The sequence below is a fragment of the Candidatus Nitrosocosmicus sp. R genome (genome assembly GCF_054408505.1).
In genome coordinates this window covers 2,337,266-2,352,507 of sequence record NZ_CP167090.1, presented here as the reverse complement: position 1 = coordinate 2,352,507, position 15,242 = coordinate 2,337,266, and the positions used below count along the sequence as shown (strand labels likewise).

Annotated in this window: 15 protein-coding genes; 7 read left to right on the top strand and 8 right to left on the bottom strand. The window is 32.9% G+C overall.

The window, feature by feature from the left end:
- Nucleotides 1-526: 526 nt before the first annotated feature.
- Nucleotides 527-967, top strand: coding sequence for a hypothetical protein (locus tag AAGU22_RS12075; RefSeq protein ID WP_458719355.1), 441 nt, complete (start codon nt 527-529; stop codon nt 965-967).
- A 127-nt stretch (nt 968-1,094) separates the two neighbouring features.
- On the opposite strand, the gene AAGU22_RS12070 is transcribed toward AAGU22_RS12075, so the two are convergent.
- Together AAGU22_RS12070 and AAGU22_RS12065 are read right to left on the bottom strand one after the other, a co-directional pair.
- The gene (locus AAGU22_RS12070; RefSeq protein ID WP_458719354.1) at nt 1,095-2,564 is read right to left on the bottom strand and encodes a UbiD family decarboxylase; all 1,470 of its coding nucleotides are present in this window, start codon (nt 2,562-2,564) and stop codon (nt 1,095-1,097) included.
- A complete protein-coding gene (locus AAGU22_RS12065) occupies nt 2,565-2,903 on the bottom strand; it encodes a hypothetical protein (protein ID WP_458719353.1) in 339 nt (112 codons plus the stop codon).
- A 101-nt stretch (nt 2,904-3,004) separates the two neighbouring features.
- Here AAGU22_RS12065 and AAGU22_RS12060 point away from each other — a divergent pair, with 101 nt between their 5' ends.
- The 4 genes from AAGU22_RS12060 (at nt 3,005) to AAGU22_RS12045 (ending at nt 6,660) form a co-directional block, all read left to right on the top strand.
- The gene (locus tag AAGU22_RS12060; protein ID WP_186434041.1) at nt 3,005-3,178 is read left to right on the top strand and encodes a hypothetical protein; all 174 of its coding nucleotides are present in this window, start codon (nt 3,005-3,007) and stop codon (nt 3,176-3,178) included.
- Between the two features lie 71 nt (nt 3,179-3,249).
- Nucleotides 3,250-4,503 (top strand): metallophosphoesterase family protein, encoded by a 1,254-nt coding sequence (locus tag AAGU22_RS12055; RefSeq protein ID WP_458719352.1) that lies wholly within the window; start codon nt 3,250-3,252, stop codon nt 4,501-4,503.
- A 2-nt stretch (nt 4,504-4,505) separates the two neighbouring features.
- Entirely contained in the window at nt 4,506-5,396 is an 891-nt protein-coding gene (locus tag AAGU22_RS12050; RefSeq protein WP_458719351.1) for an AAA family ATPase, read from the top strand.
- The gene (locus AAGU22_RS12045) at nt 5,380-6,660 is read left to right on the top strand and encodes an SbcC/MukB-like Walker B domain-containing protein (protein WP_458719350.1); all 1,281 of its coding nucleotides are present in this window, start codon (nt 5,380-5,382) and stop codon (nt 6,658-6,660) included. Before AAGU22_RS12050 ends, AAGU22_RS12045 begins: the two co-directional genes overlap by 17 nt.
- A gap of 407 nt (nt 6,661-7,067) precedes the next feature.
- On the opposite strand, the gene AAGU22_RS12040 is transcribed toward AAGU22_RS12045, so the two are convergent.
- Together AAGU22_RS12040 and AAGU22_RS12035 are read right to left on the bottom strand one after the other, a co-directional pair.
- A complete protein-coding gene (locus AAGU22_RS12040) occupies nt 7,068-7,361 on the bottom strand; it encodes a hypothetical protein (protein ID WP_458719349.1) in 294 nt (97 codons plus the stop codon).
- Between the two features lie 53 nt (nt 7,362-7,414).
- Nucleotides 7,415-8,989 carry an ATP-binding protein gene (locus AAGU22_RS12035; protein WP_458719348.1) on the bottom strand — a complete coding sequence of 525 codons (1,575 nt, stop codon included), beginning with the start codon at nt 8,987-8,989 and terminating at the stop codon, nt 7,415-7,417.
- Nucleotides 8,990-9,361: 372 nt separating this feature from the next.
- On the opposite strand from AAGU22_RS12035, the gene AAGU22_RS12030 reads away from it, so the two are divergent.
- Both AAGU22_RS12030 and AAGU22_RS12025 read left to right on the top strand, forming a co-directional pair.
- A complete protein-coding gene (locus AAGU22_RS12030; protein ID WP_458719347.1) occupies nt 9,362-10,162 on the top strand; it encodes an inositol monophosphatase family protein in 801 nt (266 codons plus the stop codon).
- Between the two features lie 238 nt (nt 10,163-10,400).
- On the top strand, nt 10,401-10,688 hold the full coding sequence (locus AAGU22_RS12025) for a hypothetical protein (protein WP_458719346.1): 288 nt from the start codon (nt 10,401-10,403) through the stop codon (nt 10,686-10,688).
- Between the two features lie 245 nt (nt 10,689-10,933).
- Here the strand turns inward: AAGU22_RS12025 and AAGU22_RS12020 are convergent, their stop codons facing one another.
- From AAGU22_RS12020 to AAGU22_RS12005, 4 genes are all read right to left on the bottom strand, one after another.
- On the bottom strand, nt 10,934-11,119 hold the full coding sequence (locus AAGU22_RS12020; RefSeq protein WP_458719345.1) for a hypothetical protein: 186 nt from the start codon (nt 11,117-11,119) through the stop codon (nt 10,934-10,936).
- Between the two features lie 10 nt (nt 11,120-11,129).
- Nucleotides 11,130-11,852, bottom strand: a complete 723-nt coding sequence (locus AAGU22_RS12015; protein WP_458719344.1) for a cobalamin B12-binding domain-containing protein — start codon at nt 11,850-11,852, stop codon at nt 11,130-11,132.
- 163 nt (nt 11,853-12,015) lie between these two features.
- Nucleotides 12,016-13,473 carry an NAD(P)H-binding protein gene (locus AAGU22_RS12010; protein WP_458719343.1) on the bottom strand — a complete coding sequence of 486 codons (1,458 nt, stop codon included), beginning with the start codon at nt 13,471-13,473 and terminating at the stop codon, nt 12,016-12,018.
- A 328-nt stretch (nt 13,474-13,801) separates the two neighbouring features.
- Nucleotides 13,802-15,070: an NAD(P)-dependent malic enzyme gene (locus AAGU22_RS12005; RefSeq protein ID WP_458719342.1), complete on the bottom strand. Its 1,269-nt coding sequence runs from the start codon at nt 15,068-15,070 to the stop codon at nt 13,802-13,804.
- Nucleotides 15,071-15,242: the final 172 nt, after the last annotated feature.

The following is a 15,242-nucleotide window of genomic DNA, read 5'->3' as shown; positions in this document are numbered from 1 at the left end:
TTGCTAAGGTTATATGGATTCAATCTTTCTATAAAGCCCGCAAGCAATCAATAATTTGTATATTTAAAAGCCCATAGATATATTAAAGTTCTAATTGGAATCATTTCTGCTGTAAATACCATATAGGTGATAATTTGTAGAGACTGTCAAACAAAGACATGTGATTTTTGTAGTTGCGTTTGTTTCCGATAGAATATCAAACATTTCTCCATGATTTGTTTTGGTGAGATGAGATAAGATGAGATGAGATATAAGATAAGATAAGATAAGATAAGATGGTCTGGCTGATTGATAAAGGCAGGTTCTCCTTGCCGATGCAAATTAACATAAGATCTCTTGATATTTTGGCTTGAGATTCAATATAATATTCAGACCATATGTCTTACAATGTTAAAATGATAATTACCGGCGTCTACTTGTTTCCTAGAATCCTCTATTTTCTATCTAATGCCAACTAATTTGCAATTCAGATAATACATTATATTCCATATAACCTGGGTATAACCTCATGATGGAATATTATTCCATGTTTTTAAGTTTACTGGCTGGTTTATTTTCTACACTGATGATGTGTATTTTCGAATTTCCTTTGTGGAGAAAATGGGGACTAGAAGGGGTTCTTGAATGGCATGAAAATCAGGTGTTATATAGCAAATTTTTTAGAACTGATGGAACGCAGATTAATTTTCCTGGACTTTTTTTTCTTCATTTTGTAAATGGTGGATTGGGGGGAATTGGATTTTATTTTTTACTGACTTTGGTTCCATTCTTAAGCACCATGGTGTTTTTCGTAGGCATCATATTTGGTCTAGTTTTATGGGTTCTAACGCTACTGCCAATTCACAAACCCATAACCGGAATTGATCCATTTAAACATCCATTAGGACCTGGTCCGTCCATCACAAGTTTAATTGGCCACTTATTGTATGGTGCGATTCTATCTGTTCTTATAATACATATTTTCTAAATTTCTTTTTCATTCTTGCTAATTTAGAGTACTTCTGATCCTTTTGAATTAATCTCTGCCAAAAGATTTCTGTCTACGAATACACAGATTTAGAACTTCATGATTTTAAGTAACTATCTTTTTCTTCTCATACATACTTTTTGATATCGATATTATCCGCACCAGGTATTTTAGCAATCTCAAATCTCTCTTTATCTTTGAGAAGAGAAATCGTAGCGTCTATTCCCAATTTTGTAGTTAATAGATTGGTTTGATCACTGGAGGGATCTAAACTTGAACCCTTTGCATTTGTTATTATTAGATAATCTTTATCCGCTTGGGTTCTAGTTGAAAGGGCATAATCCACTTCTACAGGATTCCAGGGATTAATATCTTCATCAACTATAATTGCAGTCTTAAGAGACGGGTGTGCTGCAAATGCAGTTAAAATTGCATTTTTTGGTTCACCCTCTAGTCTCTTCTTAATTTGTACGATTGCGGTTAACCAGTTACTCCCTCCATCAGATAAGTGTACAGTTCTAGTAGAGGGAACAGTATTCTTAACGTAACTAAAAATTTTGGCTTCGATGGGCAATCCCATTAATAACCTGTGTTCTGTGTATCCAGGCAATATATCATAATATATGGGATTATCCCTGTACCAAATTTTATTAATTTCAAAAACTGGTTGTTTTCGTTTAAAGTCATATGTCCTCAGCATCTCGACCATCCATTCTTCGGATACTTCGTCATGAAGTATCTTGCCTTCTATTACTATTTCGCTGTGCTTTGGTATCATTAAATCAGAATAATCATTCTTTGCAAGCTTTAGATTTCCATTCAAGAGATAATTTGCAATTGCAATTTCATCAATTCCATATGCTGCTTGATATGCTGCTGCAATATTTAGAGCTGGATGCACTCCAACTACAACATTAATTTTCAAATCTTCTTTATGCTCTTTAGCGTAAACGAAGCATTTATGAAGATGTCTGCCCTCTACCATTCTTATTACCATTTGGCTATTATTTAGCAGTAACATTCTGTGAACTGAAGAATTTTGATTTCCATTCTCTTGGTCTTTTACATATACTGTAGATGAGGTGATAAATGGGCCTGCATCTTTTTCAAAATGACTTATGATTGGAAGATCATAAAGATTTCTAGTACTATTATTATTAAATAGCGCATCTTTTGAAAATTCTTTTGGATAATATTCTGATCCAATGTTTCCAAAGTTAGATAAATCGATTTTGCTAGTTGGGGTTGAAGACTCAATCCCATAAAAAAAGCGTTCCCTAGTTCCCAAGATATTTGAAACAACTTTGAATTTAGATTCATCGACGTTGGTAAACATTATAGCCTCTTTCTTATCGAATTTACTTATTATTGCTGCAAGCTCAAACTTCTTTTTTACTTTCTTGTGTATTGTTATTAATTCGCCTCTTTTCTCGAGGTTTGATAAAAAGCTTCTTAAATCATATTCATGCTTTAATTCTGAGTCATCTTTTCTGATGTTATTTTCAACATTCTTTAGTTTGGACTTTGAAGAGTTACTAGAATTGTTGTTCTTCAAAATAACCTTTCGATCATTGTTGTTTTGTTCTTTTTTTACCATTTACTTCTCCTCTATTGCCGAAAGGATCTTTTCATTAATTACTTTCATGTCATCTAAATGTAATTTATTTTTTGTGAACATTGATATTATGCAGATTCCATTTTTCATCAAGGAAATTCTGGTAGAAAGGGTGTCAATGAATAATTGATCATTCTTGTCTTGAATCACTCTGGCCGTATTTGATTTGTTTGTCACAGCTAAAGATACCGATATAGATCCAAGCTTTGATTCATTCTCTGATATTGAAATAAAATAACCGTTATCAAATCTTAGTATATTTAGGAGAAACTTTCTTCCAAATGTGTTCGAAAAAATCTCCGTAGGATAATTAATCGACATTATTTATGATTTTAAGTAAATTATATTACTGTTAAATCTTTCTTTGAACACAGGTGCAAATATATATCTATAATTAAATTCTCATGATAGTCTAGGTAGAAATGAGAAATCTACAAATAGACGACATTACTTATAAGAGACTCCAATCACTGCTAAGCGAGTATATTTCTTCAAAACAACAAGATAAGGATATCAATGATTTGTTAAATGAGTTAATTGATAATTATCAAGAAGTTCAATGGGGTACATTGGGAGGTGGAGCAGGTGGCGGTTAAGTTAAAATGCATCTTTTTAAGAATGATTTCAATTAATAAATAAAATATGGCATTGATCTTTTGAACCATAGTTGCTTATATCTCATATTTCCGATATTCATTTGGGCTATGCTCAATTCAATCTCCAAGAACGAGAAGAAGATCTTTACGAAGTATTTGGAGAGGCCGTTGAAAAATCCATTAGTGAGCACGTAAAAGCTATCATTTTAGCGGGTGATATATTTCATAATCCTAAACCAAATGGTGCGGCCATTATTCGGCTTGCCCGAGAATTAAAAAAACTAAAAGAAAAATCAATTCCAGTATTTTTTGTATTAGGTGAGCATGACATAAGTAGGTCTAATGATGTACCTCTGCCATACCTTTTTCATAATTTAGGGTTAGCAAGAAGACTCAAACCCGAATCACCGGTTCAAATTGAAAATCTACTAATTTATGGATTCAATAAGGAACGTCGTTCCAACATTGATAACGGTTTGATTAGACCATTTAGAAAATTAGAGTCTACCATGAAAAATGACATCCAAAAACATTCAGTCCAAAATCATTGGTTAAAAAAAATACTTGTTCTTCATCAAGGCCTCTATGATTTTAATAAATTTGCAGGCGAAATTTTTTCTCATGATTTACCAGTCGGATTTGATTATTATGCTATGGGTCACTATCATGACCATATTGAGAAAAGATTTCCTACTCTAAACGAAGGTATGGTGGCTTATCCTGGTTCCATTGATCTAGGACATAACGAAGCCATTTCAGACGTGGAGAAGGGATTTCTGTTAGTAGATCTTTCGGAAGTCTCTGCAAACGTTAATACTCATTGGATAAAGCTAGAAAAGAGACGACATCAATTTGAATACCAGATAGAATATCCCGAATTGGATACTAAACTGGGTAATATCGTACGAGAATCTACTCAATACACAAAGAAACCTGTTATTGATCTAAAAATAGGTGGAGCGGATATAGATCCCAAAATCTTATCTAGACAATTATTACAATTAGGGGCTTCATTTTTATATTATAACTGGAGTATTTTAGACGAAGATTCCGCCACTGGATTTTCTTATGATAGATCTGGAGATTTTGACATGGATAAAGAGATGTCTTCATTAATTCTAAAATCTCTCCATTCTGAACCTTTGACTCATCTATCATTAGACTTAATCAATATGTTTCATAATCCGGATGACCCCAACGATAATAACAATTTTGATAAAGGTAAAAATAATCAAATTGCCAATTACGTTTGGAAGTTTTTTGAAAATAACAAATCAACCTATCAAAATTTGAATGAATCAAACATTGATGGGAAAGGTGATTAAGATTGATAAAAAGGATTGTTTTAAACAACTTTTTGTCACACACCGATACTATTCTTGAGTTTCATCCTGGCATTACAGTTTTTGTGGGGCACAACGGTTCAGGTAAATCCAGTATTATCGATTCTATAACTTTTGCCCTATTCGATGAACACACTCGCAAATCTAACAAGAATTTGCTAACAAGAGGAATGGGTGGGTATGTTAATAATGAAACGGGATCGTATGTTATTTTAGAATTCTCTATTGGGTCCACAAATTATAGGATCAAAAGACAAATAGATAGCCAAGGCCGATTGACTTCGGTTAAATTAGAACAGGTGATTAAAAGTGGCAACAATAATTTGGAGATGGATCAAAATAACAAATCCATCTACAGACCAATGATCTCTGGCGAACGAAAGCAACTTGGTGAATCAGTAATCCATGAAACGGAGGCTATAATGGGGATTAACTATACTAAATTGCAAATAGCTGGCATTATTCAACAAGGTGAAATTAGTAAAATAATAGATTCACAACCTAGGGAATTTAAAGAATTACTAAATAACATGATTGGATTAGATAGATTGGATAAATCTTTCAATAATATGCATACTGTTATTGAAGAATTTAGAAAAATACTACGAGAAAAAACCCAAGGTTATGACGATAATCAAATAAACATTCTCATTAAGAAAACTAAAGATAATGAATCTAGACTCTTGCAATCAAAACAAACGTTAAATACCGTCCTCGTACAATTATCTCAAAAAACAGAAACATTAAATGAATTGGAAAAACAAATCGAAATTCTTGAGCCAAAAATAGCCAAACTTTCTGAGATCAGATTCTTTAGAAAATACCTTATTAAAATATTTCCGAGAACGATCAAATTCTTTGAAAACAGAAATTGATAGATCACAAAGAATGATTGTGGACATAAAAAGTGCTGTTAGATTTTTGAGGGACAAAGACGAAGTCTATATCACTATTCAGATGGTCAATTCCGAATTAGATGAATTAAATAGTAGAGTTATCAAAGTAGAGGGGGAGATAGGAAAGTTAAGAGGATTTACAGAATGTGCTCAAAAAATCCAAATTAAAGATGGCAAATGTCCTGTTTGTAACTCTGAAATCATGTCGCTTAACCAAATGTTTGATATTTCTCATATTAATTCTGAACTCAACAAAAAGATTAAAGAGAAACAGTCTATACTCTCTGAAATTTCCAAACTAAACAAGGAGGAGATGGAATTCAAGAGGAAGGAGAAAAATATAATATCTGCAGAGCGTACTCTATTAAATTATGATTTTGATGTTGATGGTAGTACCGATACCTTGGAGCATAAACTAGAGAATCTAAAAAAAGATCAACAGAGCCTAGCCAAACTACAATTGGATACTTTAATAAATATCAATCTATCCGCATACAAATTAGATGAATATTCTGCAAACTTGATTGATATTATTCAAAATATGAGAAATGATGTAATCGAGGTTGATTTAAATTCTTATCAACAAAAAAAATTAACCAAAAGCAAGCTTTCAGTGGAAATGGTCAGTATTCACAATCAAAAAGCGATATTGGAAAAAACAATCGTAGACATTCAAAGAGAAAATTTGGAATTTCAAACATTGATTATAGAGTTATCGTCTGCCGCAAAATTTATTTCAGATCTTGAAAATATTCGCTCCACGGTCTTTAACAGAGATGGTATCGTGAGTTCAAGTTTAAGGACACGAGCATTAAACTTGATTTCTGCTAAAGCCTCTGAATACATCAACATTTTCAACGTTGGACTTTCAAAAATTACATTAGTTGAAAAACCACGAGAAATAAAGGTACTTTGTTATGGAAAGCGAGGAGAAATTGATACTGTATCATTGAGCGGAGGCGAGAAAGTCGCTGTATCACTGGCTATTAGGATGGGGATTGCATTCTTGATGGGTTCATCAAAAATTGATTTCATAGTTTTAGATGAACCTACGACCAATTTGGATGAAGAAAGACGTCGATCGTTTGTAAAAATTATTTCAGACGTCTTTAGCAAAGGTATGAGTCCGTTGTCCCAAATGATAATTATTACTCATGATGAAGAGATATTTGAAAATTCTGAGGTTGAACAAGTGTATAAATTCAAGATGACTGAGAAGGGTTCCAGTGTGAGTGTTGTCTAAAAATTCGTTAGAGTATGTATGAACTCATTCGCATTTGCAATATTGAAACTCCAAGATCACATGTATAGAAAAGATTAATAGATCATGAACAAATATAGTAGATGTCGTAAACACCATGAAATTATCTCGTTTGCCTAGAGCGGCACGAAGAACTCGTAAACCATTGCAAGAAAACTGGTTGAAGGGTCCAAAAAAAACATTTTGGATTCAATGTATGTACCAAAAGTGTAATTATTATTGGAGATACTCTGGAGGAAAAAACTGGGCTGAATGTCCAATATGTCACTCTATAAGCAAGGTTTCAATAGCAAGAAAATGTTTTAAATATAGTAATCCTGAAACGTAGAAAATAAATGACTTTAGCCTTCTCTCATTCATTATGATCCTTTGTCAAGTAAAAGAGTTGCCTATTCTTCTATAAAATAGGAATTTTCATCCTTGGCCAGTAAAAGTTTTACATTGTGGCCATAACTTTCTGGATTTGCATCTTTATCTGGTAGGTCCAAAACGCTGTTTGTTCTTTCCAAATCGTTAAAAATCAAAAGCGTCTTGTCTTGACCAAAAGTTTTTGGGATAGTTTGTAAGAAAAAATTCAGTGTATATATATCCTCAAAAATCTCGTTAGTCAAATTTTTTAGATTATCATCATATAGCTTTAAATCTATCCTTTCCCTAGTTTTGGTAATCATGGCGATGTTCATTATTATAGATAGGGAATAGAGCCTAACAAATTTATGTATTTAACTCTATCATATTATTCTATGTATTCCTCTTCTATGTAATCTTCTCTGATATACATCTGACTGTCCTCGATTGACATATCTTTTTTCTCTTTGTTGTTTTTCCACTCGTTTACTGGTTCTGGATCCTTTCCCATTGTTCTTTCAACTATTTCGTCAATTCTTATAAATGAAGGTAAATTTACCCACTGTCCTACTAACATCGCTTCTCCGGGGTTAAGAGACGGCAATTGTTCAATAATCTTACCGTTTATTGATTCACTAGATGATTCAATTTGTGATTGGTCTTCTTGTTGAACCAACTTCATTATTGCCAATGAACCCATTTGACTTAATACATTTGGGTCCAAAGTTCGTGGTCGTTGAGATACTATTATTAGTCCTACCCCAAATTTTCTTCCTTCTCTTGCAACCTTCGAAGCAATATACTTGGTATCGGTATGCTCATTCTTAGGCATGAATACATGGGCTTCTTCAATTACCACAATAACAGGACTATGAAATAATATTTGGTCAGTGCTTCCGTAATTTGATTTAAAGCTCAGACTCTTTGAGAGCTTTCTTTGATACAGGATTGATTCGAGATAAAACGATATCGCTACATTAGCTTGTTTCTCAGTAAATTCTATTAGATTTATTATATTTATACAACCTTCTCTGATTTGAGAAACAGGATCTGATGCATTTGGAATCAAAATGCTATCAAATCTTCTCCTAGCTTCCTTGATCTTGTCTAATACTCTGTCTGCAGAACTTGCAAATCTCTTTTCCCTAAAACCTATGTCTTTTACATTTTTCTCTAATTCCTCCCAAAAGTCGTCCCCTATTTTCTTTTTCAGATCATCGTTATCATAGGCCTTTAGTAATATTGTGTTTTGAATGTCTGCGTTTTCTCTTATTTCTATGACTTCTCCAAACTTATCGGATGTTAATAATCTTGGGTTTATCTGAGCTTGTACAAAATTTATGTTCTCTCCCTGTAGAAAGCGATATTCATCGTGATAGTCAAAGATCACCATAGTGCCCGGAATTTTTGCTATTGATTTTGCAATGACACTAACTAAATTACTTTTTCCCATACCTGTCATTGCCAAAATTCCTAGGTGTCTAGTTGTAAGTCTATTGATGTTGACTCTGACATTCACGTTTGCATTTCTTAAGAGAGTACCGATCTTTAGCCATGATTCATCCTCGGAATCAAAAATGTCCTTTAGATCATCTTTTTTTGCTCTATATACCTCGGTTCCTGGCAGTGGTGGTATTTCCGGTAAGATGGCCTTTGATTTTTTTAACAAGTCAAGCATGCCGAGAATTTTTACATTAACCTTAAAGCTCTTATCTCTCTTGTTTATTTCAGCTACGACCTTACTCTCTAGAGCTTCTTCAAAGTTAGAAATCTCATCTAGCGCATCGCTCTTAATAGAACATGATTCCACTACACCAAGAATCCTTTTTTGAAGATCTTCTATTATTGTGATGTATTCTCCTAAGCCCACAGGCTCTTTACCTTCAAAAGTAATGTATCCTGGTTTAGTTACGCCTATGACCACACCTAAAAGCTCCTCATTTGTAATCGTGGTAGTCGTCAAATCATTCTGTAATTTATTTACCTCTCTGCGCATTTATACAGTAATTAAGAGATTGGAGTTTTTATTATTTGTCATAAGGTCCTAATTAATATAATCTATAGACAAAACTGATGACCTATGAGGCTAATCTGCTCATAGCCTCAATCATTTGATAGATGAAATTTACAATTTTCTTCTAATTTGATGTATATTGTACAATATAGTTATCGATACTAAGAATATTTCATAGCCATGTGAATAAATAACATTTAATTTCAAGTCTTGATCAAGTATATATTCTTGTATCTAATTTTCTAGGTTTGTTGTCTTCACCCTGAATCTTGATTTCATAGTTTTTATTTGCTTGTTAAAATAAGATCATTGTGATTCGATGTGCCGATCTTAGATATATTAAAAGAATGTGCTATTAATGTTTATAAGAATACCCATGATTTGATTGGAACCGTTGAGGGACAAGAACAGTTTGGAATCGGTGCAGGCGGTGATGTATCCACTAAAATTGATCTACTTGCCGAAAAATCTGTTTTTGAGATTCTAAAGAAGAATTCTTTTAATCCTGATGTGGTGGGAGAAGAATGCGGGTTTATAGAAGGCAAAGATAGTGGACTAATTGTTATGGATGGAGTTGACGGTACAACCAACGCTAATTGTGGATTGCCATTTTACTGCTGTTCACTTGCTTATTCTCCTGATACTAACTTAAAATCTGTTACTGATGCTGTGGTATTTAATCTAGTATCTGGAGATTTATACCATGCATCCCTGTCCATCGGCTCATTTTTGAATGAAAAAAAAATCCATACTGCTAAGGAGCCTTCACTTTCTATAAAAGAAATGGTGATTGGATTGAATATTTCTGGACTATCGGAAGACCATTTTTTATCCATTTCAAAATTGGTTTCGTCAATTAGTCACGTTAGGCACCTGGGTGCAAATGCATTAGAATTGTGCTATTTTGCACGTGGTTCTATAGATGCATATATTGATATCCGAGACAAGATAAGGGCAATAGATATGGCCGCCTGTTATCTAATAGCTAAAGAAGCAGGAGGATTAATTTTTGATACTTCTGGAAAGGAATTAAATACTAATCTTTCTGTAAACTCTAGAATGTCATTCATAGCTGTTGCCAATATTCCTATGTATGATTGGATAATTAACCTGATAAGCTGATCCTTTATCTATTCATGTAATATTTTAGAATATTTTGAATTCTTAGTCTGATACGATACTTGACTTTATCCACAAACCCTTTTTATTCTCATTTCATGAATTTGACAAATCCACTATTATAACAGAGATTTAATCTCATAAATTGAAATACCATTGATAATGATTTTTTCTTATTGTAGATATTCTGCCACAAATACACAATAAAAGAACTTAATAATATCTTATGACTAGAAGATGTGTGGATTTCTTTCATAATAAATATTCTTGCGAAGTTGATGGGGAAAAGTTTAGTTCTGAGGAAGATCTGATGAATCATTATAAAACAGTACATCATAAGTTGATCTTAAAATGCCATAAATGTGGGAAAGAATTCATTCACGAAAAGGATAGATTACATCATGTACGTGAAGAACATGAAAAAGAGATGGACACTAGGGTTCATAAGAGTGAACATAAAAAGAAAGGGACTGCAAATACTCAAGACCAGGTAGATTCCAATATGAAAAATTTTGGCGACAATTTCTAATATTTTGCAACTAAGAACAAGCAAGTATCCTTTACGGGTAATAAGACAAAGTTCCTGAAATACAGATTCCTGTACTAATAATCCGTGTATGTATCTAAAAACGTTTTATACAAATTATATGCATGATGATTATGATCATTGGTCTCTATAAATAAAGAAATGTTGAGTGGTTAATTTTTCATCAATTTGATCTACTTTTCAATCTATTGTCCCATCAGTGTCTTACTGAAGGAGGTGTTTTTTAGTTAAACTACCAACTCTTGCTCAAACTTCTTAATATTTCTTGTGTTATTACTCTTGGTTATACCTTTAATGGTTTTTACGATTGCAGTTAATGGAGAGTTTACAATTATTCTGACATGAGGACTAATAGCTTCTATATTTTTTCTTTCAATATCGCTACTATGATTTATGGCTAGTCCTCCAACCAAGATAGGAATATTAAATATTGTACTGATTCTTTTTTATGAGCCTTACTGCCGACCCTATGTTATCTTTAAGGGTAACTGAAATAAGTATCATAAATGGTTTAGTTTCATCAATATAGTTAATCATTGAATCAGTGGGAATTGATGGTGATACGTTAATAACTCGAAACCCTTTTTCAAATAGTAAGGATTCTATGATGTTGCAGGCTATATTGTGAAGTTCTCCATCAGGAGTACATATGATAATATTCTCCATTTTATCGTTAGGCTTGATTGAATCTGTGATCATGTGAATTGTTTTGTTTGCCGTGTTGCTACAGACATGTTCCATTCCAATATCTAATTTATTTTCTTGCCATAGATACCCAATGTCATATAGAACGGGTCTTAGAATATCGTCATAAAATTCAGCTAAGCTTGCCTGTTCTTTGTATTTTCCTGCAACACCTGCTATCTTTTCAGTATCACCATTCTTTAATGCATCAAAAACCCTTTTTTTCAAAGCTGTTATTACGACCACTTTGTTTTCATGTTTTTGAGTAACTGATGCTAACAGAGATAAGATTCTTGGATTATTCTTATATTCTGGAGGAATACTATCAATTGTTACATCAGTAGCCTTTCCCAAATATTTTATTGTATGTTGCATGGATATCTTTCTCTTCGAATCCCATTGGCTCTTTACCAAATAATAATAATCAAAGCCTTTTACTTTTTTTACTCGTATGAAAACCATATTCTTGTGTGTTAATACAAAGATATTAACATAGTGCTAAAACATTGTAACTAGTGCTAACTCGTATACTAATGGATGATTATTATTGAGATGTCAATTCAGAATAAATCATGATATCATTGATTCTAAAACCTCGTTCGGATTAAGTTTCGGGAAAATGAAATTAACTGTGTAATCTAATCTTGTGAAAGATATTGTGGGATGATAAGATGGTAAAGATTGCAATTATTATTCCAATCATGTCTCTCCATGTTTCATCTGCTCCTGGCTTTTGTGCTATTATTGGATGTCCAAATACAATATACGCATTATCCAAGATCCAGAAGAATAAAGTTCCCCAAGCGAGTATTCCAGCAATCAAAGCACCAAGCCTGGCTCCAAAGCGTACAAAGTATATGGCTGTTAGAATTAGAATATACCAAACGATTGCGATGGATAGCCAGAAGGGTCCCAAGAAAGTCTTTCTATCATCTAGAAAATAGTAGGTAGTTCCTATTACTAGTAGTAATAATAAAGAAATTAGAAGAATCTTGTAGTTTATTGACAGAGATGTTCTTTCTTTCTTCAAATTTCTTGTACCCTTTTTCTTATACTTTTTCTCTTCCTTCATGCAGAATTCTAATGATTCTTTAAATGGCTTTAATTCAGTAGGAATAATTCTGAGAATTGAATCGTCTCTTACTGTTGATTCGTGCTTTAGACTGTCTATCAGAGGCCTTGCTAGTGATGCTCTTATGGGCGTTACCAAATCTACCCAGTATGAAGACAATCTTGGAGTCAAAAAAGGAATTATGAGTATCTTGATAGATTTGTCAAGAATTTTGGCGTAAATCTTCATCATGTCTAAATACGAAAGTATATCTGGACCCCCTATATCGAAGGTCCTACCTTCTGTTTCTTTTATCTCGATAGATTTAGAAAGGTATCTTATAACATCTCCTATGAATATTGGTTGACACTTTGTCAATACCCATTTAGGACATACCATTAAAGGTAATCTTTCCACCAAATATCTTAACATTTCAAATGATCCTCCGCCGCTACCTAAAATTACTGCTGCACGGAAAATTGTTACCTTTGATTTCGATTTCTTCAATATGTCTCCTACTTGTTTCCTACTTTGCATGTGTTGAGATAGGTCATCATCTTTACCGTAGGTTAATCCACCCAGATAGATGATCCTTTTTACATTACATTGGTTTGCCGCGTTCATAAAATTTTCTGCGGTAATCTTTTCTCTTTCTGAGAATTTTTTCCAATTTCTGGATGACCCTTCCATTGAATGAACAAGATAATAAGCTATATCAACATCTGATAATGCCTTTACACAATCATCATAATCACTTAAATCACCTTCCATAATTTCAACTGAAACTTGAGAATTCCTTAATTTTTCAATATCAAATTGATTTTTATGTCTAGATAAACCTCGTATAAAATATTTAACATCTTTCTGTTCTTTGTTTTCAATCAATTCATTCAACAGTCTGCTTCCTATAAACCCACTCGCACCGGTAATCAGGATAACTGTTTTATCTATGTTGAAATTCAAACCATCAGGATTATTATTTTTCTTATCTGTGATTTCGTTTTGAGATTTTTTAATGTCGTCTGTTTTCATAATCCTTGTTCACTACTATGATTAGTGATGATAAGCTAAACTCTTAATAAGATTACCACATTTTTGTTTTTGTTACCACTAGTGACCAAAACTGTATATTTCATTTCTTCTTTTTTCTCTTCATATAGATATTAAAAGGTCTGATGCATTCTCAGGGATCATCAAATTAGGATTTCTGGATGTTTCCCAATTTAATGAAATTTTATAATCATATGTGATATATGACTGCTTGCAACTAAAATATCGGTTTGATAAATTTGATCTTAAGATGGATCTAAGTACGCCATTTCATGATAAATCACGATCATATTTTTGTATTGTGTTCTAATCATCTTGGATTTTGATTCAAGATATATTCCTTTAAGGAATTTGTAACTACCGGTAGTATCCTCGGATCGTTTATTTTAGGAATGATGAATTCTTCGTTTAAATGCTTAATGTCAACCAGGTCTGCTATAGATTTGGATACAGATATCAATATGTTTTCATCCAAATTTCTTATTCTTAGATCTAATAATGCTCTAAATATTGAGGGGAAAACTACCGCGTTATTAATTTGATTTGGAAAATCCGATCTACCAGTTGCCATAATTCTAGCTCCTGCACCTTTTGCTTCGTCGGGTAAAATTTCTGGTGTAGGATTGCTCAATGCAAAAACAATTGGATCTCTTTTCATCGATTTTACCATTTGTGAACTCATGAGATTTCCAATCCCTGATGTTCCAATAAAGATGTCTGATTCTTTGATTGCTGTTTCTAGATTGCCTACTATCTTGTTTGGATTGGAGTTTAAAGCTATTTCTCTCTTAAATGAATTCAAGATAATACTACTATCGAGCTTTGGATCATTTTGTTTGTTTGATTCTAGATTTCTTAATTTTTTGTTATTATCATTGTTATCTCTTCCATCGTAAATGGCTCCTTTCTTATCTATTACTATTATCTCTTTAAAGCCTGCCCTCGATAAAATCTTAAAGATGCCGTACCCTGCAGACCCTGCACCTGCAATCACGACTTTAACGTTCTTCGAGTTCTTTTGTACTATCCGTAATGCATTTATTAAAGCTGCAAGAGTAATGACTGCTGTACCATGTCTATCATCATGAAAAATTGGGATTGACATTTCCTTTTGAAGTCTTTCTACTATTTCTAGAACCTTGGGAGATTCAATATCCTCTATATTTATTGCACCAAATGAAGGTTCAATAGCTTTGACAAATTTGATAATTTCTTCTTTATCCTTTATAGAAATACAAAGTGGAAATGCATTTACATTACCAAGAGTCTTAAATAAGACTGCTTTTCCCTCCATTACGGGTAGTGCTCCTTCTGGACCAATATCGCCGAGTCCTAAGACTCTAGTTCCATCACACACTATCGCTATATTATTCCATTTTGAGGTGTAGTCGTATGCCAATTCTTTATTCTTTTGGATTTCATTTGAAACATATGCGACACCCGGAGTATAGATCGAACTTAAAGTTCCACGGCCTTCTTTTGAATTTTCAAAAATATTATCTGAAGATATCCTGCTTGAGATCTCTATTTTACCTCTAAGTAAGCGGTGTAAATTTATTGCGTCTTCCTTTAATGTCAATCTTCTTATGAATATCTTGAAAATTATTTAAACGAATCATTTTTGTTCTAGTATTTTATCAATAGTCAAACAAAAATGATATTCGTGATTAGTATGTTTGAATGAAATTTTAGTAGACAAAACAAATCACAACAAACAATTAGCAAAAGACCAAATTCTATTATGAATACTA

Coding starts and splice junctions, on each gene's coding strand:
- AAGU22_RS12010 (WP_458719343.1), bottom strand. CDS start 13,473: ATGAAAACAGACGACATTAAAAAATCTCAAAACGAAATCACAGATAAG.
- AAGU22_RS12075 (WP_458719355.1), top strand. CDS start 527: ATGTTTTTAAGTTTACTGGCTGGTTTATTTTCTACACTGATGATGTGT.
- AAGU22_RS12060 (WP_186434041.1), top strand. CDS start 3,005: ATGAGAAATCTACAAATAGACGACATTACTTATAAGAGACTCCAATCA.
- AAGU22_RS12040 (WP_458719349.1), bottom strand. CDS start 7,361: ATGAACATCGCCATGATTACCAAAACTAGGGAAAGGATAGATTTAAAG.
- AAGU22_RS12070 (WP_458719354.1), bottom strand. CDS start 2,564: ATGGTAAAAAAAGAACAAAACAACAATGATCGAAAGGTTATTTTGAAG.
- AAGU22_RS12015 (WP_458719344.1), bottom strand. CDS start 11,852: ATGGTTTTCATACGAGTAAAAAAAGTAAAAGGCTTTGATTATTATTAT.
- AAGU22_RS12065 (WP_458719353.1), bottom strand. CDS start 2,903: ATGTCGATTAATTATCCTACGGAGATTTTTTCGAACACATTTGGAAGA.